This window comes from Neiella litorisoli, assembly GCF_014773395.1.
GTDB lineage: Bacteria > Pseudomonadota > Gammaproteobacteria > Enterobacterales > Neiellaceae > Neiella > Neiella litorisoli.
Genome location: NZ_JACXAF010000008.1, coordinates 163094 through 183948, shown reverse-complemented (window position 1 = coordinate 183948; position 20855 = coordinate 163094). Strand labels below are relative to the sequence as shown.

Annotated in this window: 20 protein-coding genes; 16 read left to right on the top strand and 4 right to left on the bottom strand. The window is 49.5% G+C overall.

Annotated features, from left to right (window positions below):
* Positions 1–58 precede the first annotated feature (58 nt).
* Positions 59–298, bottom strand: a complete 240-nt coding sequence (locus tag IC617_RS07980; RefSeq protein ID WP_191144455.1) for an HP1242/YdcH family protein — start codon at positions 296–298, stop codon at positions 59–61.
* 373 nt (positions 299–671) lie between these two features.
* On the opposite strand from IC617_RS07980, the gene IC617_RS07975 reads away from it, so the two are divergent.
* A complete protein-coding gene (locus IC617_RS07975) occupies positions 672–1571 on the top strand; it encodes a DapH/DapD/GlmU-related protein (protein ID WP_191144454.1) in 900 nt (299 codons plus the stop codon).
* Positions 1572–1679: 108 nt separating this feature from the next.
* On the opposite strand, the gene IC617_RS07970 is transcribed toward IC617_RS07975, so the two are convergent.
* The 3 genes from IC617_RS07970 to map are packed head-to-tail and all read right to left on the bottom strand — an operon-like array spanning position 1680 to position 5979.
* Positions 1680–2477, bottom strand: a complete 798-nt coding sequence (locus IC617_RS07970) for a 2,3,4,5-tetrahydropyridine-2,6-dicarboxylate N-succinyltransferase (protein WP_191144453.1) — start codon at positions 2475–2477, stop codon at positions 1680–1682.
* 38 nt (positions 2478–2515) lie between these two features.
* Entirely contained in the window at positions 2516–5149 is a 2634-nt protein-coding gene (gene glnD, locus IC617_RS07965) for a [protein-PII] uridylyltransferase (RefSeq protein WP_224745878.1), read from the bottom strand.
* Between the two features lie 23 nt (positions 5150–5172).
* Positions 5173–5979 (bottom strand): type I methionyl aminopeptidase, encoded by an 807-nt coding sequence (gene map, locus IC617_RS07960; protein WP_191144452.1) that lies wholly within the window; start codon positions 5977–5979, stop codon positions 5173–5175.
* 327 nt (positions 5980–6306) lie between these two features.
* Here map and rpsB point away from each other — a divergent pair, with 327 nt between their 5' ends.
* From rpsB to rnhB, 15 genes are all read left to right on the top strand, one after another.
* Positions 6307–7038, top strand: a complete 732-nt coding sequence (gene rpsB / locus IC617_RS07955) for a 30S ribosomal protein S2 (RefSeq protein WP_191144451.1) — start codon at positions 6307–6309, stop codon at positions 7036–7038.
* Positions 7039–7183: 145 nt separating this feature from the next.
* The gene (gene tsf / locus IC617_RS07950) at positions 7184–8059 is read left to right on the top strand and encodes a translation elongation factor Ts (protein WP_191144450.1); all 876 of its coding nucleotides are present in this window, start codon (positions 7184–7186) and stop codon (positions 8057–8059) included.
* Positions 8060–8151: 92 nt separating this feature from the next.
* Positions 8152–8883, top strand: coding sequence for a UMP kinase (pyrH, locus tag IC617_RS07945; protein WP_191144449.1), 732 nt, complete (start codon positions 8152–8154; stop codon positions 8881–8883).
* Positions 8884–8922: 39 nt separating this feature from the next.
* Complete coding sequence (frr, locus tag IC617_RS07940; protein ID WP_191144448.1) at positions 8923–9480, top strand: ribosome recycling factor; 558 nt, start codon at positions 8923–8925, stop codon at positions 9478–9480.
* Positions 9481–9579: 99 nt separating this feature from the next.
* The gene (gene uppS / locus IC617_RS07935; RefSeq protein ID WP_191144447.1) at positions 9580–10332 is read left to right on the top strand and encodes a polyprenyl diphosphate synthase; all 753 of its coding nucleotides are present in this window, start codon (positions 9580–9582) and stop codon (positions 10330–10332) included.
* Between the two features lie 18 nt (positions 10333–10350).
* Positions 10351–11208: a phosphatidate cytidylyltransferase gene (locus tag IC617_RS07930; RefSeq protein ID WP_191144446.1), complete on the top strand. Its 858-nt coding sequence runs from the start codon at positions 10351–10353 to the stop codon at positions 11206–11208.
* A gap of 2 nt (positions 11209–11210) precedes the next feature.
* Positions 11211–12419 (top strand): 1-deoxy-D-xylulose-5-phosphate reductoisomerase, encoded by a 1209-nt coding sequence (ispC, locus tag IC617_RS07925; protein WP_191144445.1) that lies wholly within the window; start codon positions 11211–11213, stop codon positions 12417–12419.
* Positions 12419–13759 carry a sigma E protease regulator RseP gene (rseP, locus tag IC617_RS07920; RefSeq protein WP_191144444.1) on the top strand — a complete coding sequence of 447 codons (1341 nt, stop codon included), beginning with the start codon at positions 12419–12421 and terminating at the stop codon, positions 13757–13759. The genes ispC and rseP overlap by 1 nt, the downstream gene beginning before the upstream one ends.
* Positions 13760–13794: 35 nt before the next feature.
* Positions 13795–16269 carry an outer membrane protein assembly factor BamA gene (bamA, locus tag IC617_RS07915; RefSeq protein ID WP_191144443.1) on the top strand — a complete coding sequence of 825 codons (2475 nt, stop codon included), beginning with the start codon at positions 13795–13797 and terminating at the stop codon, positions 16267–16269.
* 33 nt (positions 16270–16302) lie between these two features.
* On the top strand, positions 16303–16800 hold the full coding sequence (locus IC617_RS07910; RefSeq protein WP_191144442.1) for an OmpH/Skp family outer membrane protein: 498 nt from the start codon (positions 16303–16305) through the stop codon (positions 16798–16800).
* An 8-nt stretch (positions 16801–16808) separates the two neighbouring features.
* Positions 16809–17834 carry a UDP-3-O-(3-hydroxymyristoyl)glucosamine N-acyltransferase gene (gene lpxD / locus IC617_RS07905; RefSeq protein WP_191144441.1) on the top strand — a complete coding sequence of 342 codons (1026 nt, stop codon included), beginning with the start codon at positions 16809–16811 and terminating at the stop codon, positions 17832–17834.
* 27 nt (positions 17835–17861) lie between these two features.
* Positions 17862–18317, top strand: coding sequence for a 3-hydroxyacyl-ACP dehydratase FabZ (gene fabZ, locus IC617_RS07900; RefSeq protein ID WP_191144440.1), 456 nt, complete (start codon positions 17862–17864; stop codon positions 18315–18317).
* A 2-nt stretch (positions 18318–18319) separates the two neighbouring features.
* Entirely contained in the window at positions 18320–19084 is a 765-nt protein-coding gene (gene lpxA, locus IC617_RS07895; RefSeq protein WP_191144439.1) for an acyl-ACP--UDP-N-acetylglucosamine O-acyltransferase, read from the top strand.
* Positions 19085–19104: 20 nt separating this feature from the next.
* A complete protein-coding gene (gene lpxB, locus IC617_RS07890; RefSeq protein WP_191144438.1) occupies positions 19105–20280 on the top strand; it encodes a lipid-A-disaccharide synthase in 1176 nt (391 codons plus the stop codon).
* Positions 20277–20852 (top strand): ribonuclease HII, encoded by a 576-nt coding sequence (rnhB, locus tag IC617_RS07885; RefSeq protein ID WP_191144437.1) that lies wholly within the window; start codon positions 20277–20279, stop codon positions 20850–20852. The genes lpxB and rnhB overlap by 4 nt, the downstream gene beginning before the upstream one ends.
* The last annotated feature ends 3 nt before the right edge of the window (positions 20853–20855 follow it).

Here is a 20855-nt window from a genome sequence, read left to right as displayed (position 1 = left end):
TTGGTGGTTTTTAATAACACTCTGATAACAAAGCTAAATGACTTCGACTTAAATGCGATTAGCGTTGGAGTAAACGTTGGTACAGTGCATCTTTAAGCGTTGCTCGCTCCATCTTCATGTCGACAAACGTTTGATCATTAATGGGAACTCCGCGTGCCTCTAAGGCATTGATTTGTCGATCTAATGCATGATAGCGCTCATTTTGCTGGCGAAAGCCCGAATCTTCGATATGTAGTGAGCGAATGCGATTATAGAACTCGGGAAAATCATGGGTCAGGGCATGATTGGAATCAGACATTGGTTAATCCTCTTCTGACTAAAAATAACCACTAACTAGAGCCTGTTGATCTTTGCTGTGTGTTATTGCAGCAATAAACGCAGCCCGAAGGGTTCGTCAAAATTCATACAGCAAAGATCAACAGGTTTTAAGATAGTCGCTGTAGTTATTTACAATGATGCATGTGGCACACTTTGGCTAAATAACGACCGTTACAGCTCAATCATCAAGCCGCCGCTGGCCGATTTAAATTGGTGAGTCGCCGCCACCCATGCCTGAATAGCCTGTCAAGTTACTGATACGAGCAGTTTTCAAAAACTTTCGATTAAAACTTGCCTCTTTGGCAGTTATACTACGGCGCTAAATTTTTAACTGATGGATGAAAAATAGCGTAATGACAATTAAGCGTATTGGACACCGTTATAGCGATGCTAAGACAGGTGCAACTTTAGATGTGTGGTTCCCAAAATCCAACAAAGAGATTGCACGTCACTGTTTAGCAGCCAAAGCTGGCATTATCAAAGGTGATTTTGTCACGGTGGAAATTGCTTCCGTTGATGATGCGCCGCAATCTGCAGAAGAAGCCTACCTGCGTCTGCACCTGATCTCAGAGCGTGCTTACCGTCCACACGAAATTAATCTCGATGGCGTGTTTGGTTTGCTCACCAATGTCGCTTGGACTTCGGCAGGTCCAGTATTGCCAAGTGAAGTTGAAAACTTGCGTGAGGCGATTGCCGAAGAAGCGCTGCAATTCAACGTGACCTCCATCGATAAATTCCCTCGGATGACCGATTACGTGATCCCAGAAGGCGTGCGGATTGGCGATGCCGATCGTGTTCGCTTGGGCGCTCACTTAGCTGCAGGTACCACTGTGATGCACGAAGGTTTCGTTAACTTCAATGCTGGTACTCTGGGCAACTCTATGGTCGAAGGCCGCATTAGCGCCGGTGTTGTCGTTGCCGAAGATACTGATATCGGCGGTGGTGCATCGATTATGGGTACTCTTTCTGGTGGTGGTAAGCAAGTGATCTCGATGGGTCAGCGCAACCTACTGGGCGCCAACGCCGGTTTGGGTATTTCTCTTGGCGATGACTGTATCGTTGAGTCTGGTCTGTACCTGACTGCTGGCACTAAAGTTAAATTGCCAGATGGTTCAATCGTCTCTGCTCGCGAACTATCGGGCCAATCGAAACTCTTGTTCCGCCGTCATAGCCAGACTGGTGAAGTGCAAGCGGTAACGACTGACGGTACCTCTTGGGGCGGCCTCAACGCGGCATTGCATTCCAACGATTAATTACCCTTGTTATCAAACAAGCTCGCCCCAGCGGTGGGCTTGATGAAAAAAGCGCCTTGTTTTGCAGGCGCTTTTTTTGTTGATGCGGGCGTTATGCCATATATGGTTTTACAGCGCGGCGCGGAGCAGGGCATCAACGCCTAGTGTTGCGCGAGTGTTGGCATCTACCGAGCGCACGATAATAGCGGCGTTCAAGCTATATTTGCCGTCTTGATAGGGCAGGCTGCCTGCGACCACCACAGAGCCCGCGGGTACCCGGCCATGATAAGTCGCACCGCTGTCACGATGGTAGATGCGGGTACTTTGGCCAATGGTTACGCCTGTTGCGATGATCGAGCCTTGCTCAATCACAACGCCATCGGCAATCACCGAGCTAGCACCGATATAGCAATCATCTTCGATAATGGTGGGTTTTGCAGAGAGTGGCTCAAGCATGCTGCCAATGCTGACGCCATCGCAAAGTTGCACTTGTTTACCGATCTGGGCACAACTGCCGATTGCCGCCCAAGCACCAATTTGTGTGGCTTGGTCAACGTAGGCGCCGTGGCTAATGTAACAGGGCATCAGCGCGACTTGCTCTGCGATGTGAGCAGAGCGGCAAGCAAAGCGCTGGTTTGGTGCAGCCAGCTGCTGTGGTGATTGAAATGGCGGCCAGTCGTTCACATCAGCAGATTGTTGGGCAAGATCGCTATCGTCTGCCAATTGTAACGACAGCAGAATGGCTTTTTTCAGCCATTGATGTACCACCCACTCGCCGGCCAGTTTTTCGGCAACGCGCAATTGGCCAGTGGTCAGCATGGTCAAGGTCTGCTCGATGGCATCACGGATCTTTTGGTCGACACTGGTCGGCGACAATTCTGAGCGCCGTTCAAATGCCGCTTCGATGATGACTTGCAGATTGGTCATCATGCCTCCTTAGCTGACTACAAAGGCTAACTACAAAGTTAACTACAAACCGCAGAGTCCTGTAGCGATGCCTCTTTCATCAAGCGGCATTGCAGTAATTCTTTGGTTTGCTCATCTAGTGCTTCGCCGAGCTTGGTTGAGAGGCTGAAAAAGTCTTCCGCGCGCTCACCCACAGTAGAAATTTTTGCCGAGTGCAAGCTCAGCTCCATGTCGTGGAATAATGTCGCCACATCAGCCAGTAGCCCTGGCCTATCCAGCGCAACGAGTTCCAGCATGGTCCGATTCGGCTTTTCACTCGGGATGAATTTAACTTTGGGCTGAATATGAAAGTTTTTCAGCTGACGCGATAATTTTGGTGCCGGGCCGTTGTCTGATTGGTCGTTCTTCAAACTCTGGGCGAGGGCCGTGGTCACTTCGTCAATCCGCGCTTGGCCTGCCAACGGCTTGCCATCGCGCTCCAGGACCACGAAGGTATCCATGGTCATACCATCTTTGGTATTGAGGATCTGGGCGTCGTACACGTCAAGATTTTTGCGATCCAGCACGTTCACCGTATGGAGGAATAAATTGGCCTTGTCGCGGGTATAAATAAATAGCTCTGAGCTGTCACGGTTAGCGATTTCAGATAACGCCAATAGTGGCTCGCTGTTATCTCCGTGAGCAATGATCCGCATGGTATGCCAAGCGACTTGCTCAGGCGTATGGCGAACAAAATACTCTGGTTTAAAGCGTTGCCAGAGCAGATCGATTTGCTCGCGCTCAATGCTCTGATCGAGTAGCTCCAACGCTTTACTTTGAGTAAATTCGATATGGCTGGCGATGTCGAGATTTTGTTCAACGCCTTCGACCAAAGCATTGTAGGTTGACTTGTAAAGTTCTCGCAGCAGGGCGCCTTTCCAGCCATTCCACAAGTTGTCGTTAGTTGCTCGAATGTCGGCAATAGTCAGACAGTAGAGGTATTTGAGGCGCTCCGGCGAGGCAATTTTCTGGGCAAATGTTGAGACCACTTGTGGATCTTGAATATCGCGCTTTTGCGCAGTCACTGACATCAGCAAGTGCTTCTCAACCAGCCAAGCGACTAACTCGCCTTGTTCCTTGCTGTAACCATGATGTTTACAGAATTCAACGGCATCGACCGCGCCAAGCTCGGAGTGATCGCCGCCACGACCTTTGGCGATATCGTGGAACAGGGCAGCAAGGAACAACAAATCAGGCTCTTCAATTTGCGCCATCACCCCGCGCACATGCGGGAATTGCTCGGCAAATTCAGAGCGAGTTAAGCGGTAGAGGTTTTTGGTCACCCGATAGGTGTGCTCATCGACGGTAAAGGCATGGAACAAATCGAATTGCATTTGGCCGACGATGTTTTCCCACGCCGGCATATAAGCGGCGAGAATGCCGTGCCGATGCATGATGGCAATTGGCCGACCGGGGCCGCGCGGATGGCGCATTAGCCTAACAAACAACTCTCGGCACTGGGAGACATCTTGCAGATAGCCGCGCAATTGCCGGCGACTAACCCGTAAGCGGCGAATGGCATGGGCCGAGACGCCAGTAACATTTCGGTGGTCGGCAATGTGCAACAGTAGACGAATAAAGTTTGCGGGGGTATCGAAGACATTGGGGTGACGCAAACCAATATTGTTGCCACGCATCAAAAAGTCGTTGTCCAGCTCGGTCACTTCCGCTGAGTAGTAGGTATCCAAGAAGGCGTCGGCAAATAGCTGCAGCAACATTTGGTTAAGTTCAATGACACGGCGAATGGTTTGATACAGCCGTTTCATCATTTTCTCGACGGCCAAATTGCCTTCGTCACAATAACCTAAGCCGCGAGCCACTTCCGCTTGGTAATCGAACAGTAAGCGGTCTTCGGCGCGCTTAGTGACGGTGTGCAAGACAAAGCGAACTTGCCACAGAAACTTCTGGCACTGTTCTAATTCGTCATGCTCATCAACGGTTAGAAAGCCATGTTCAACCAGTTGCGATAATTCGTCGGCACCAAAGTGATTCTTCACCACCCAACCGATATTTTGAATGTCTCGCAAGCCGCCGGGGTTGGCTTTGACGTTGGGCTCAAGGTTGTATGCGGTGTCGTGGTATTGCTCATGACGCGCCACCTGTTCGGCCATTTTGGCTTGGAAAAAGGTGTCGGAAGGCCAGAATTTCTGCGACTTCACTTCTTTTTCGAGCAACTGATAAGGGACTTCATCACCTGAGATCAAGCGAGATTCCATCAAGTTGGTGGCGATGGTGATGTCTTCTTTGCCCAGCGATAAACATTCTTTCACTGAGCGCACGCTGTGGCCGACTTCTAAGCGAATGTCCCACAGGTTGGTAATGAACTGGCTGAGCTTACTTTCGGTATCGGCGCTGATGGGGCGTTGGCTGAGAATTAATAAATCAACATCAGAATGGGGATGCAATTCGCCGCGACCATAACCGCCGACAGCGACCAGTGACAAATCGCTCACTTCGTGCAGATCGAGTTGCCACCAGAGTTGCGTTAATAGCTGGTCGATGAAGCGACTTCTGGCTTTGACCAAATGAATCACCGAAGTGCCTCGGTGATATTGCGAGCTTAACCATTCAAGACATTGTTCATGAAGGGCCCGAAACGTCATCACTCGCTCGGTTTTTGGGTATTGGCTGAAATCGACTTCAAACTGCGGCATGTCGGATTCTCTATGTCCTTGTATTAGCGGTGGTGGAGTACGCGCTCAATGGTGTCATCACTGCGTAGCGTTAATATTTCGCAGCCAGTTTCGGTAACCAACAGGGTGTGTTCCCACTGGGCTGATTTCTTGCCATCAATGGTGTACACCGTCCAACCGTCGTCCTTATCTAATTTGGTTTGTTTGCGGCCTGCGTTAATCATCGGCTCGATGGTAAAACACATTCCGGCTTTTAATTCGATTTTGCTGTTGTTCTTGTAGTGAACCACTTGTGGATCTTCATGGAAAGTGGCTCCAATTCCGTGTCCGCAGTATTCCTCAACAATGGTGTAGCGTGCACCACTTTTCTTCTTCTTTTTCACCAGATTTTCAATGGTGGTGCCAATCTCGCCCAATAATGCACCGGGGCGGACCTTGCGAATTGCTTCGTAAAGAAACTCTTGAGTCGCCAGACACAAGCGACGATCAGCAGGCGAGATCTCACCCACGTAAAACATTTTGCTGGTGTCGCCGTGATAGCCATCTTTGATGACCGTAATATCAATATTGATGATGTCGCCATCATGGAGAATGTGGTCGTCGGCAGGAATGCCATGACAGACCACTTCATTGACCGAGGTGCAGATCGACTTGGGAAAACCGTGATAATCGAGTGGTGCAGGGATCGCTTGTTGTTCATTGACAATATAGTCATGACAAATTCGGTCAAGCTCGCCAGTGCTGATGCCTGCTTTAACATGGGGCTCGATCATTTCGAGTACCTCGGCCGCTAAACGTCCGGCAATGCGCATTTTCTCGATTTCTTGTTCGGTCTTAATTTTGATATTCATTCACAAGCCTGTTGTCGACCAACTGGGTGCCTCGCTTGGGCGATTGTCGCTGGTTCAGTTTCTTTACAGGAACAAGCTATCAATTCGCTGAAATCAGCGGTAGTAGATTGTTCAAAATGGCTGACTATGTTATAAAGCGCGCCGACAATTCGCAAATGCGATTCGCATCACATGAATTGATCGAACGAGTTGTCCGCTCGGCCTGATGATAATGCAGGTTGAACGGGCTTTAAATAACACACACGTATCGACACATATACCGGGGTGCCTCATTGAGGTCGGCTATATGGGGTACGTGGAGGCCTAACCCGAATTAAAGAGGTAATTATGGCAAACGTATCTATGCGCGACATGCTCAAAGCTGGCGTGCACTTTGGTCACCAAACTCGCTATTGGAACCCACAGATGAAGCCTTTCATCTTTGGTGCTCGCAACAAGGTTCACATCATCAACCTTGAGCAAACTGTTCCAATGTTCAACGACGCTTTGAACTTTATTTCTAACGTTGCTTCTAAGCGCGGCAAGATCCTGTTCGTTGGCACCAAGCGTGCTGCGGGCGAAGCGATCAAAGAAGCTGCTCTGAGTGCTGGTCAGTACTATGTTAACCACCGTTGGTTGGGTGGCATGCTGACTAACTGGAAAACTGTTCGTCAGTCCATCAAGCGTTTGAAAGATCTGGAAGCGCAGAGCCAAGACGGTACTTTCGAAAAGCTGACCAAGAAAGAGGCGCTGATGCGTGCTCGCGAAATGGAAAAGCTTGAGAAAAGCCTTGGCGGTATCAAAGATATGGGCGGCCTGCCAGACGCGATCTTCATCATCGATGCAGAACACGAACACATCGCCATTAAAGAAGCAAACAACCTGGGTATCCCAGTTGTCGCTGTGGTTGATACTAACTCTTCACCAGCTGGTGTTGATTACGTTGTTCCTGGTAACGATGATGCGATCCGCGCAATTCAGTTGTACACCAGCTCTGTCGCTGCTGCTGCAATTGAAGGTCGTGATAGCAACACTGTTGCTGCTAAAGAAGGCGACTTCGTAGAAGAAGCCGCGGAGTAAATAAGGCACCGCTTTATATCCACGTAACATTGGATAGAGGCCTTATTAATCCAAGCAGACGTATTGTTTTGGTGAAAGGGGTCAGTGAACTGACCCCTTTTCCATGCAATAACCTTGCATAGTCCAAATTCTGAGGAAAACTGAGATGGCAATTACTGCTGCCCTGGTAAAAGAGCTCCGCGAACGTACTGGCGCGGGCATGATGGATTGTAAAAAAGCCCTGACTGAAACGAATGGCGACATTGAACAAGCCATTGAAAACATGCGTAAGTCAGGCCAAGCGAAAGCTGCGAAGAAAGCTGGCCGTGTTGCTGCTGAAGGTGTTGTGATTGCACGCACTGGCGCAGGCTACGCGACTATCGTCGAGCTGAACTGTGAGACTGACTTTGTTGCCCGTGATGAGAGCTTCCTAGCTTTCGCAAACAAAGTTGCTGACGTTGCTTTCGAACAAAAGATTTCTGACATCGATGCATTGAATGCTGCTGAAATCGACGGTGAAACTGTTGAAGTTACCCGTGCGAACTTGGTTGCTAAAATCGGTGAAAACATGACTGTACGTCGTGTTGTTGCTTTCAACGAAGGTGAGACCATTGGTGCTTACATTCACGGCGGCAAAATTGGTGTTCTAGTTGGCATCAATGGCGGCGACGAAGAGTTGGCGAAAGACTTGGCAATGCACGTTGCGGCAAGCAAGCCAGAATTCGTTACGCCAGCCGACGTTCCAGCTGACGTTGTAGAGAAAGAAAAAGCGATCCAAATCGACATCGCGGTTAACTCTGGCAAGCCAGCTGAAATCGCTGAGAAAATGGTTGTCGGCCGGATGAAGAAGTTCACTCACGAAGTGAGCCTGACTGGTCAGCCATTTGTTAAAGATCCTTCTCAATCAGTTGAGCAATTGATCAAGTCTAAAGGCGCGACTGTTGCTAACTTCATCCGTTTGGAAGTTGGTGAAGGTATCGAGAAGAAAGAAGAAGACTTCGCTGCTGAAGTAGCTGCTCAAATCGAAGCTGCTAAAAAGTAACAAGATTCTTCAGTTAAGCTTTATACTAAAGCTGCTCAGGTATATCGCCGGTCCTCGGCGGTATACCTTCATTCTTCGCACAGGAATCAAACATGACCACCAATCCTAAATTCAATTATCGTCGCATTCTTCTTAAGCTCTCCGGTGAAGCACTGATGGGAGACGAAGGTTTTGGTATTGATCCGCTGGTATTAGACCGCATGGCCCTGGAAATCAAAGATTTGATTGAGATGGGTATTCAAGTGGGTCTGGTCATTGGCGGCGGCAACTTGTTCCGTGGCGAAAAACTAGCGAAAGCTGGTATGAATCGTGTTGTCGGTGACCACATGGGAATGCTGGCAACGCTGATGAATGGTTTGGCGATGCGCGATGCGCTGGCGCGAAATCATGTCACCACTCGATTGATGTCGGCCATTCCGCTCAACGGTGTTTGTGACACATACAACTGGGCCGAAGCAATTAGCTTGCTGCGCTCTGGCCGTGTTGTTATTTTCTCAGCCGGTACCGGCAACCCATTTTTCACCACTGACTCGGCGGCCTGCTTACGTGGCATCGAAATTGAAGCCGACGTGGTACTCAAGGGCACTAAAGTGGACGGCGTTTTCTCGGCTGACCCTGTGACCAATCCAGATGCAGAGCTATATAGCCAGCTGGATTACAACGATGTGCTGGAAAAAGAATTAAAGGTGATGGACCTAGCGGCATTTACCCTAGCCCGTGACCACAGCTTGCCAATTCGGGTGTTCAACATGAACAAACCCGGCGTGCTGAAACAGATTGTGATGGGTGAGCCAGAAGGCACGCTCATTTGCCACAGCAAATAAGCTGCGGCTTGAAAATTTATCGGATAGAGGTGCAATAACGTGATTGACGATATTAAAGCTGATGCGAAAACTCGCATGGAAAAAAGCATTGAGTCGCTAAAAGGGCAAATGGCAAAGATCCGTACTGGTCGTGCTCACCCAAGTCTGCTCGATAACATTAGCGTGTCATACTACGGTGCCGACACTCCACTGAATCAAGTTGGTAATGTCACGGTTCAGGATTCTCGTACTCTTGCGGTTACTGTGTTTGATAAGAGCATGATCCAAGCGGTTGAGAAGGCCATTATGAGCTCTGATTTGGGCTTGAACCCAAACTCTGCCGGCACTGTGATCCGCATTCCACTGCCGCCGCTAACTGAAGAGCGTCGTAAAGATCTGATTAAAGTGGTTCGTGGTGAAGCTGAAGGTGGTCGTATTGCCATCCGCAATATTCGCCGTGATGCAAACAGCGATTTCAAAGCGCTGTTGAAAGAAAAAGAAATTTCTGAAGATGAAGAGCGTAACGCTGCTGACGATATCCAGAAAATCACCGATGGTTTTATCAAAACCGTTGATGACATGCTCAAGGCCAAAGAAGCGGAACTTCTTGAAATTTAAGCGCCTGCTTGGTTAACTTGACTACCACGCCGCACCTCGGTGGCCACCCCCCGATGTTGCGGCGTTTTTATATCGTGCGTTAAACAAAATGGAATAATAATGGCAGATCCGGATCAAGCTGATAAATCGCATCCGATAAAGCATGTTGCAATTATCATGGATGGTAACGGGCGCTGGGCACAGCAACGCAATAAACCTCGCGTATTCGGCCACAAATCCGGTGTTCAATCCGTCAGGCGGGCCGTTCGTTACGCCGGTCAACAAGGCATTCAAGCTCTCACCCTTTATGCTTTCAGTAGTGAAAACTGGCGCCGCCCAGAAGCTGAAGTTGGGGTGTTGATGGAGCTGTTCATGACGGTGTTGACCAGTGAAGTCAAACGGCTCCATAAAAATAATGTTCGCCTGCGTATCATTGGTGACGTGTCACGTTTTAGCGACAAGTTACAAACTAAGATCCACGAAGCTGAGGCTAAAACCGCCGACAACTCAGGGCTGTTGCTGAATATCGCCGCTAATTATGGCGGCCGCTGGGACATTGTTGACACTGCTAAGCGTCTGGCCGAGCAGGTTAAAACGGGTCAACTGGCGGCAGATGACATTGATGAGCAGTTGTTTACGAATGCCACTTGCCTTGCTGGCGTTCCCGATCCTGATTTGATGATCCGCACCGGTGGCGATCATCGCATTAGTAATTTTCTTATTTGGCAAGCTGCTTATACTGAGTTCTATTTTACCGACACCCTGTGGCCCGATTTTGATGAAACCGTGTTTGAACAGGCAATTCAGTCCTTCATGCAGCGCGAACGACGCTTTGGCTGCACAGGCGAACAGGTGCAAGGCACCGATGCTTAATCACGCGGAGAAGAGTGCATGTTAAAGTTACGAATCCTTACCGCTCTGGTACTTCTCCCTGTCGCTTTGGCGGCTATTTTCTTACTCTCTGATACGGCTTTTGAAATTGCCATCGGCGGCGTTTTGATGCTGGCAGCTTGGGAGTGGGGCACGTTAATGGGCGGCCTGAAACGCCGTTTACGCACGATTTACGGTGTGGCTTCAATCGCCATTGTTGCTGCGGTGTTGGCATCTAGCTTATCGGGCAACCATTGGCATGGTTTGGAATTGGCGGACTGGTTTATTGTGTCGCTATGGTTGGCGATGGCTTGGTGGACCATTGCCCTTGCTTTGGTGTTGGTTTATCCATCCGCCCAACCGCTATGGCGCAGTTGGCCTGCAAAAGCGGTGATCGGCTGGCTTACCCTTATTCCTTGGGGCTTGGCAATGATCGCGCTGCGCTCAATTCCCTCCGAGCAGGCTTATACTGGGGTTGCGCTGCTGTTGATGTCATTGCTGCTGGTTTGGGCTGCCGACACTGGCGGCTATGTCTTTGGTAAACGCTTTGGCAAAACTAAACTATTACCGAAAGTCAGCCCAGGTAAAACCGTCGAGGGATTACTTGGTGGTTTGGCACTAGCCTCGCTGATTGTTGTTGGTGGCTTGTGGTACTTCCCAGCAGCAGCGAATAACCTGGCTGTTTACTTGCTGTTTTGCTACCTGAGCGTGATTGCCGGCGTGTTGGGTGATTTGGTTGAAAGTATGCTCAAGCGAGATGCAGGGATCAAAGATAGCGGCAAGATTCTGCCCGGCCATGGTGGTATTCTCGATCGAGTCGATAGCCTGACTGCGGCGGTGCCTGTCTTTACTCTCGGCGCGATTTACTGGGCGGTTTAATAATGCCTTTGCAGCAAGTGACGATTCTTGGCGCTACCGGCTCAATTGGCGTCAGTACTTTGGATGTGGTTCAACGCCACCCAGAACGCTTTTCCGTATTCGCCTTATCGAGCCATTCGCGGGTCGAAAAACTCTATCATCAAATCCTTGCATTCCGGCCTCGCTATGCGGTGGTTGCCACTGCTGAGCAGGCCCAACAATTGCAGCAGCAATTAAAGGCAGCGCAGTGCGATACTGAGGTTTTATCTGGCCCAGAAGGGCTGGTGGCAGTGTCATCCGCTGCAGAAGTTGATCAGGTGATGGCGGCCATTGTTGGCGCCGCGGGGTTGTTACCAACGTTGGCTGCTGCTCAAGCTGGCAAACGGGTGCTGTTGGCGAATAAGGAATCGCTGGTTTCAGCTGGCAAGCTATTCATGGATGCCGTGCGTGATCATGGCGCCGAATTATTGCCGATTGATAGTGAGCACAACGCCATTTTTCAGTGCTTGCCGGCGCAGTGGCAAGCACAACAGCAAGGCAAATTGTTTGAGCGAGGCGTTAGCAAAATTCTACTGACCGGTTCAGGTGGCCCATTCAGAGAAACGCCGATTGCCGAGTTGGCCGGTAAGACACCGGCGCAAGCTGTGGCTCACCCAAACTGGTCGATGGGCCAGAAAATTTCCGTCGATTCAGCGACCATGATGAATAAAGGGCTTGAGTTTATCGAAGCATGCCGGCTTTTTGATGCGCGCCCTGATCAGATTGAAGTGGTGATCCATCCGCAATCAGTGATCCATTCCATGGTGCAATACAGTGATGGCTCAGTGTTGGCGCAGTTAGGCCAACCGGACATGCGCACGCCAATTGCTCACGCTATGATGTTTCCAGAGCGAGGGCAGTCAGGCGTCGAGCCGCTGAACTTTGCCGACATCGCCAAGCTGGACTTTCTTCCTCCTGATTTTGACCGCTACCCCTGTTTGCGACTGGCGATAGAAGCTTGTCAGCAGGATCAGGAATCTTGTACCTTGCTCAATGCCGCTAACGAAATTTCAGTGGAGCGCTTTTTGGCTGGGCAAATCCGTTTTACCGATATTGCCGCCGTCAATGGCGAGGTTATGGCTGCAGGCAGCGACATTCGTATTGCCAACCTTGAAGATGTGCTGGCCATTGATCAACAAGGGCGTCAACTAGCCGCACAGTTTTGTGCTCAGCGACAACGTGAAGGCGTGTAATGTTTGAGTTTTTCTGGAATCTAATTTTCTTTGTGGTGGCACTTGGTGTGCTCATCACCTTTCATGAACTCGGTCACTTCTGGGTTGCACGTCGTTGTGGCGTGAAAGTGCTGCGCTTCTCTGTTGGCTTTGGTAAGCCCTTATTAAAACGCTACGGCAAGACCGGCACAGAGTATGTGGTTGCCGCCATTCCGTTGGGCGGCTATGTCAAAATGCTCGACGAACGGGTCGATGAAGTACCGGCAGAAGAAGCCCATCTAGCATTTAACAACAAAACCGTCTGGCAGCGGATTGCCATTGTCGCTGCCGGACCGCTGGCTAATTTGTTACTAGCGGTGGTCGCGTACTGGTTGATGTTCCTAGCGGGTGTGACCACGGTTAAACCTATATTTGATGGCGTGGTGCCAGAGTCGCCAGCGGCGATTGCTGGCCTTGATGGGCGCCAGCAAATTGTTGCGGTGGGCGGCCGTGAGACGCCTGATTGGGAAGCCGTGAACTTAGGTTTTGTTGCTCATATCGGTCAGCCAACGATGACGCTAAAGGCGCAAGAGCCGGGCGTCGGTCGGCCGATTAGTTATCAACTAGATTTGCGCAACTGGCAGTTTGATCCCGATAAAGAGTCAGCAGTTCGCAGCCTAGGTCTGTTGCCGTTTCGGCCGCAAATTGATCTCACTATCGCGCAAGTACAAGACGCCACACCCGCAGCCAAAGCCGGTTTTCAGGTGGGCGATGAAATTGTTGCGGTCAATGGTGAGGCCGCACCGGAATGGACCGAAATTGCAAAATTAATTCAACAATCGCCGAACCAAGTGATGACATTTGATGTCGTACGTCATAACGAAACGTTAACGCTTTCGGCGACTCCAGGTGAAAAAAGCGGCCGCGGCTATTTGGGAATAGCGCCAACCGTTGAACCTTGGCCGGAGCATTACGTGTTCGAATTGACCTATGGCCCGATTGAGGCGATAGGCAAAGCAGTGGATAAGACTTGGCAGTTGGTTACCCTGAGCGTCAGTATGATTGGTAAGCTAATCACGGGCGATGTCTCAGTTAAGAACTTAAGTGGGCCAATTTCCATTGCACAGGGAGCCGGTGCCAGTGCATCATTCGGCTTTATTTATTTTTTGGGATTTGTGGCGCTAATTTCGGTCAATATTGGAATAATCAACTTATTACCACTACCAGTGCTTGATGGCGGCCACCTTCTCTATTACTTTATTGAGCTTCTATCGGGGCGACCCGTACCGGAAAAGGTTCAAGAGATCGGATTTCGTATTGGATCTGCGGCATTGATGATGCTGATGGGCTTAGCGCTCTTTAACGATTTTTCCCGGTTTTAATGCTCTTGGCGGTATAAAGGACAACATAAGAAAACATGGCTATTCGATCTGCACTTATCGCTTCTATAGCGCTCTTTGCCAGTGCCTCAGTGCAGGCTCAGGATACTTTTGTCGTAGAAGATATCCGAATTGAGGGACTTCAAAGGGTTGCACTTGGTGCAGCCTTGCTCAGCGTACCTGTTCAAGTTGGCGATACGGTAGATGGAGAAACTGCCGCCATTATTCTTCGCAGTTTAAACGCATCCAACCATTTTGAAGATATTCGTGTTTTTCAAGATGACACCACGTTATTGATTAAGGTCCGCGAGAAGCCGACCATCAGTAACATTGAATTCAGTGGTAACAAAGACATTAAAGACGAGCAGCTACAAGAGAGCTTAGATTCGTCGAAAATTCAGGTTGGTGAATCACTTGAGCGTAGTGTGATTGCCGATGTTGAAAAGGGTCTTGCTGATTTCTATTACTCCATTGGTAAGTACAACGCCAAAGTTCAAGCGATTGTCACACCGCTACCGCGTAACCGAGTGAGTGTTCAGTTTGTCTTCACCGAGGGCGAAGCTGCTGAGATCGATCAGATTAATATTGTTGGTAACACCATCTATTCAGATCAGGAGCTGCTTGAGACCCTAGAGCTGCGCGACACCTTGCCGTGGTGGGATATCATGGGCAACCGTCGCTACCAGAAGCAAACCCTCGAAGGCGATCTGGAAACCCTGACCAGTTATTATCGCGACCGTGGTTACATTCGTTTCGAAGTGGAATCGACCCAAGTGGCGATGACGCCAAATAAAAAATCGATTTACATCTCGATTAACGTCAAAGAAGGCGAACCGTACCACGTTAAAGAAGTGAAGCTGTCGGGCAACTTACTCAATCGTAAAGAGCTACTTCAGGCTTTGTTCACCCAGCGCGAAGGCGACTTGTATAACGCCGCTGAAGTGACTTTCTCGGAAGAGCGGATCAGCAAATATTTAGGCCGTTTTGGTTATGCCTACCCGGAAGTGACGACCTTCCCTGAGTTGGATGACGAAAACAACGAAGTGACTCTGAACGTAAACATCAACCCAGGTAAGCGTATTTATGTTCGCCGCATCAACTTCGCCGGTAATACCATTACCAAAGATGAAGTATTGCGTCGCGAAATGCGTCAGTTAGAAGGGGCTTGGTTATCAAACTCTGCAGTTGAGTTGTCTGAAAACCGATTGAATCGTTTGGGCTACTTTGAAACGGCAGAATCGGAGACCAATCGCTTGCCGCAGCAAGATGATATGGTCGACCTTGAATTCACCGTTAAAGAGCAGCCTTCAGGCTCGTTCACCGCGGGCTTGGGTTATGGTACTGACTCAGGTTTGAGTTTGCAGGCCGGTGTTCAGCAAAGTAACTTCCTTGGCACCGGTAATAAAATCGGCGCTCAAATCAACACCAACAAATATAATCGTCGGGCTGATTTTAGTTATTCCGATCCATACTTCACCAAAGACGGCGTGTCGTTTGGTGGCCGGATCTTCTACTCCGAATTTGATGCCGGCAACGCTAACTTGATTAGCTATGACAACACCACCTATGGCTTGTCAACTAACCTTGGTTTCCCGCTCGATGAATACAACCGCATTAACTTAGGCGTTGGTTACAACTACAACGAACTATCGAATCTTGACGATTACGATCAGGTTCGTCAGTTCTATCTCATCTATGGTGATGAGTCGAACCCTGATGGTCAGGTTAACTTCAACACCTTTGATTTCAATGCTGGTTGGTCGCGCGTTACCTTGAACCGCGGTACTTTCCCAACCAGTGGTTCGTCAAACAGCGCTAATGCCATGATCACCACGCCAAACAGTGATCTGAACTACTTCACCATTAACTATAACTACCGCCAATACTGGCCGCTGGACCGTCGTCACGACTGGGTGATTGCAACCTCGGCGCAACTTGGTTACGGCAATGGTTATGGTTCAGAGAGTGGTCATGACCACATCATGCCATTCTTTAAAAACTTCCGTGCAGGTGGTAGCTCCAGCTTGCGAGGCTTTGAATCCCGAGGCGTTGGTCCTCGTGGTGTTCGCCGAATCGCGGTCGGTAGCATTCCGCCAAGCCCAGGCCCTGGTGGTGGTGCGGTGATTCCGTCACCAAGCGAGGATGACTTCCTCGAAGTGAGTAGCGGCTCGATTGGTGGTAACGCCCTTGCAGTGGCGTCGTTGGAATTGATTGTACCGACGCCGTTTATGGATGAAGCCTATAAGAATTCGGTGCGTACCAGCTTGTTCTTCGATGTTGGTAACCTGTGGGACACTGAGTTTGACTATGATAGCTACAAAGATCTGCATCGCGATCAGCTCGATAAGATCTACGACTACTCAGATCCCACTAAAATTCGTGCGTCAGTCGGTTTGACGGTCCAATGGTTGTCACCAATGGGACCGATGATCTTCAGCTTTGCTAAACCGCTTGAAGATTACACTGGCGATAAAACAGAAACTTTCTCGTTTAATGTCGGACAAACCTTCTAACAAAGTGACGTCCTAATCTCTAAGGAGTTTATTGTGAAAAAATTGGTTGCCGTTGCTGCTTTAGGAATGGCCATGTTGGCCGGCGCAGTACAAGCCAAAGGAATTGCGGTTGTTGATTTGGGCCGCATCGTGAAAAATATTCCACAAAGCGAAGCAACCGCGAAGTTGCTGCAAAGTGAATTTGCCGACCGCCTTGACGAAATCAAGCGTTTGGAAAAGCAAATGGCTGACAAGCAAGAAGAGGCGCGTCGTAACGAAGCTTTGCTGACTGAAGAACAGAAAATGAAAGTTGGCCGTGAACTGCAAGAAATGGACGCTTCGTTGAAGCTGAAAGCCAAAGCATTGCAGCAAGATGGTCAGCGCCGCCAAGCTGAAGAAAACAAAAAAATCTTTGTCATCGTGCAAAAAGCCATCAGTGAAATTGCACAAAAAGAAGGTTATGAAGCTGTCTTGGATCGTCAAACCATTCTATACGCCAAGCCAGAAGCAGATATTTCAGCTAAAGTTGTTGAACACTTGAGCAAAAAGTAATTGGCTAAATGACTAGCATTACACTCGCTGCACTTGCAGAACATATCGGTGCAACACTTGATGGCGACGGCTCGGCCGTCGTCGTCGGTTTAAACACCTTAGAAAATGCCGATTCGCAACAAGTTAGCTTTCTTGCTAACAAGAAGTACAAATCACAACTCGAACAGTGCAACGCACTGGCTGTTATCGTCAGCCCGAAAGAACAATCCCTGGTTGCAGGCCGCGCTCTTGTCATGGCAAACCCATACTTAGGTTACGCCAAAGCGGCGCAATTATTGGATACTAGCCCAGTACCCGAAGCGGTTATCCACCCTTCAGCAACCATTGACTCGGCGGCCACTATTGGCAGCAACGCCCACATTGGCCCCAACGTCGTGATTGAAGCCGAAGCCAGCATTGGTGATGGCGTCAGCATTGGCGCGGGCAGCTACATTGGCGTTGGTGTTGAAATCGGCAATAACGTCACCATCAAGCCCAATGTGACGCTTTATCACCACACTGTGCTTGCTGATGATGTCATGGTTCATAGCAATACCGTGTTGGGTAGCGATGGCTTTGGCTTTGCCAATGATCAAGGTCGATGGGAGAAAATTCCGCAAATGGGCCGGGTGGTGATTGGTCAAGGGGCCGACATTGGCGCTAGCGTAACCATTGACCGTGGCGCACTGGATGACACCATCATCGGCAAAGGCGCTATTATTGATAATCAGGTGCAGATTGGTCACAACTGCCAGATTGGCGATTACACCGCAGTGGCTGGAACGACAGGTATTGCCGGCAGTACTCGTATTGGCAAGCATTGTGTTATTGGGGGCGGTGTCGGCATCAACGGTCACATTGAAATTTGTGATGGCGTCCATGTCACCGGTTATTCCATGATCGTCAAAAGTATCACCGAGCCTGGGCTGTACTCTAGTGGCATTCCGGCTACCGGCAACAGAGAGTGGCGCCGCGGCGTCAACCGTTATAACCAGCTGGGCGATTTGTTTTCGCGGGTCAAAGCACTCGAAGCACAGTTGGCGAAACAAGATTGAACACTCACAAGAATAAGGAATTGAGTCTTGACTAGAGAACTCAAGCAATTGGACATTGAGGAAATCCTCAACTGTCTGCCTCATCGCTATCCATTTCTTCTGGTTGATCGGGTTACCGATTATGAGCCGGGCAAGTGGCTTCATGCGATTAAAAACGTCACCTTTAATGAGCCTTTCTTCACTGGCCACTTTCCTCAAAAGCCGGTTTTCCCTGGCGTTTTGATGCTCGAAGCCTTGGCTCAGGCTACCGGTATTTTGAGCTACAAATCGGCCGAAGAAACGCCGGGTAAAAACACTCTGTATTACTTTGCGAGCGTCGATAATGCCCGTTTTAAACGCCCAGTTGGTCCAGGCGATACCTTGGTCCTGGAAGTAGAGTTTCTCAAGGCTCGGCGAGGTATGGGTAAATTCCAGGCGACTGCCAAGGTCGATGGTGCCGTTGTTTGTACGGCTGAAATTATGTGTGCACAACGGGAAGCTTAATCTTGATTAGTCCTCTAGCTTTTGTTCATGAAAATGCTCGCATTGGCAATAACGTCACAATTGGCCCGTGGTCATATATTGACGCTGATGTTGAGATTGGTGACGACACTGAAGTCGCATCTCATGTGGTGATCAAAGGACGGACCAAAATCGGCAAAGGAAACCGGATTTTTCAATTCGTCTCAATTGGCGAAGAAAACCAAGACAAGAAGTATGCCGGTGAGCCAACAGAAACCATTATTGGCGACAACAACATCTTTCGCGAGTGTGTCACCGTTCACCGTGGCACCACGCAAGACCAAGGCAAAACCGTAGTTGGCAGCAATAATTTATTCATGGCATATGTTCACATTGCCCATGATTGCGTGTTAGGCGACAACATTATTCTTGCCAACTATGTCGGTTTAGCCGGCCACGTTCATGTCGAAGACTGGGCTATCGCTGGTGCCATGAGTGGCTATCATCAGTTCTGTCGGGTTGGTGCGCACAGCTTCACTGCAGCAGGCTCGATCGTCCTCAAAGACATTCCGCCCTATGTAATGGCTCGCCACAACGAAGCATTTGGCATGAATTACGAAGGTCTAAAACGTCGAGGGTTTGATAAGCCAGCGATTCAGTCGCTTCGTAAAGCCTACAAGACGCTCTATCGTGAAGGTTTCACCACGGAAGAAGCACTGCCGGTATTAGCAGAGCAGGGCAAGGAATCGCCAGCAGTACAAGTCATTGTTGATTATCTGGCGAAATCATCACGCGGCATTGTTCGCTAAATTTCGGTAAACATCACAACATGACTGCAGGCGTAGACCGTCCGATCCGAATTGCGTTATTAGCAGGTGAAGCCTCCGGCGATGTGCTGGGGGCTTCGTTGTTACAGGCGCTTAAACACCGTTATCCCAATGCCGAATTTGCCGGCATTGGCGGCCCGAAGATGATTCAAGCTGGCTTCCAGTCTTGGTTCGATATGGAAACTTTATCGGTCATGGGGCTGTTTGAAGTATTGGGCCGATTGCCAGAGTTGCTAAAACTGCGCAAAGACGTGGTTGCCAAAATAATCGATTGGCAACCGGATGTGTTTGTTGGCATTGATGCGCCAGATTTTAATCTGGGGGTTGAGCAACGATTAAAAGACGCCGGTATTACCACGGTGCATTATGTCAGCCCATCGGTATGGGCCTGGCGTCAAAAACGAATTTTCAAAATTGACCGAGCGACTGACTTAGTTCTGGCTTTGTTGCCGTTTGAGAAGCAATTCTACGACAGCCATCAGGTTGCTTGTGAATTTGTTGGCCATCCGCTGGCCGATGAAATCCCCATGTCATTGGATCGCAGTGAAGCAAGACAACGCATTGGTTTAGTCGATGCCGAACAAGTTGTGGCATTGCTTCCCGGCAGTCGCGGCGGCGAAGTAGCGCAATTAGGCGATACCTTTTTGCAAGTCGCGCAACAATTGCAACAGCAACGCCCTCATCTGCAGTTTGTTATTCCGGCCGCCAATGATAAGCGCCGACAACAAATCGAAGCGCTGCTGGCCAACTACCCGCAACTCAATGCCACGGTCATTGATGGTAATGCCAGAGATGCCATGGCAGCAGCCAATGCGGTGTTGCTTGCATCAGGAACCGTGGCGCTCGAAGCCATGTTGGTCAAGCGACCCATGGTGGTGGCTTATAAAGTTCACTGGCTGACTTACCAAATCGCTCGACGCATGGTGAAGGTGAAATATGCCTCGCTGCCGAATTTGCTAGCGAATAAAGCATTAGTGCCTGAATACCTTCAATATGAGATGACGGTGGAAAACTTGGTCGCAGAGTTGAATCGTCAGTTGGATAGTCCCAATGCAACTCTGCAAGCTGAATTTGAGCAGCTCCACCGTCTCATTCGGCAAGATGCCAGTGTTCGGGCGACCGATGCCATTGATGTGTTGATTAAGTCAAAGCAAGCCAACTCAGGTAGTAATCAATGAACACGAAGTTAATTGCAGGTGTCGATGAAGTCGGCCGCGGCCCTTTGGTTGGCGCGGTGGTCACAGCAGCGGTGATCCTCGATCCGGCTAATCCGATTACAGGCTTAAATGACTCGAAAAAGTTATCGGAAAAGAAGCGCAAGTTACTGGCCGAAGAAATTAAAGACAAAGCGCTTTGCTGGTCGCTTGGTCGCGCCGAAGCCAGTGAAATTGATGAAATCAATATTTTGCAGGCGACCATGGTGGCAATGCAGCGCGCTGTTGCTGGGTTATCACAGCAACCTCAGTTAGTGTTAATTGATGGTAATCGTTGCCCAGAACTGCCAATGGAAGCCAAAGCGGTGGTTGGTGGTGATGGTCTCGAAGAGGCCATTAGCGCGGCATCGATTATCGCGAAAGTGGCTCGCGATGAAGAAATGGCAATCCTCGATCAACAATATCCCCAATATGAATTTGCCCGTCATAAGGGGTACCCAACTAAGCTGCACATGGAAAAATTGGTTGAGCATGGTGCCTGTCCTGAACATCGCCGCAGTTTTAAACCAGTGCAACGCGTGCTTGAGCAGCACTGAAAG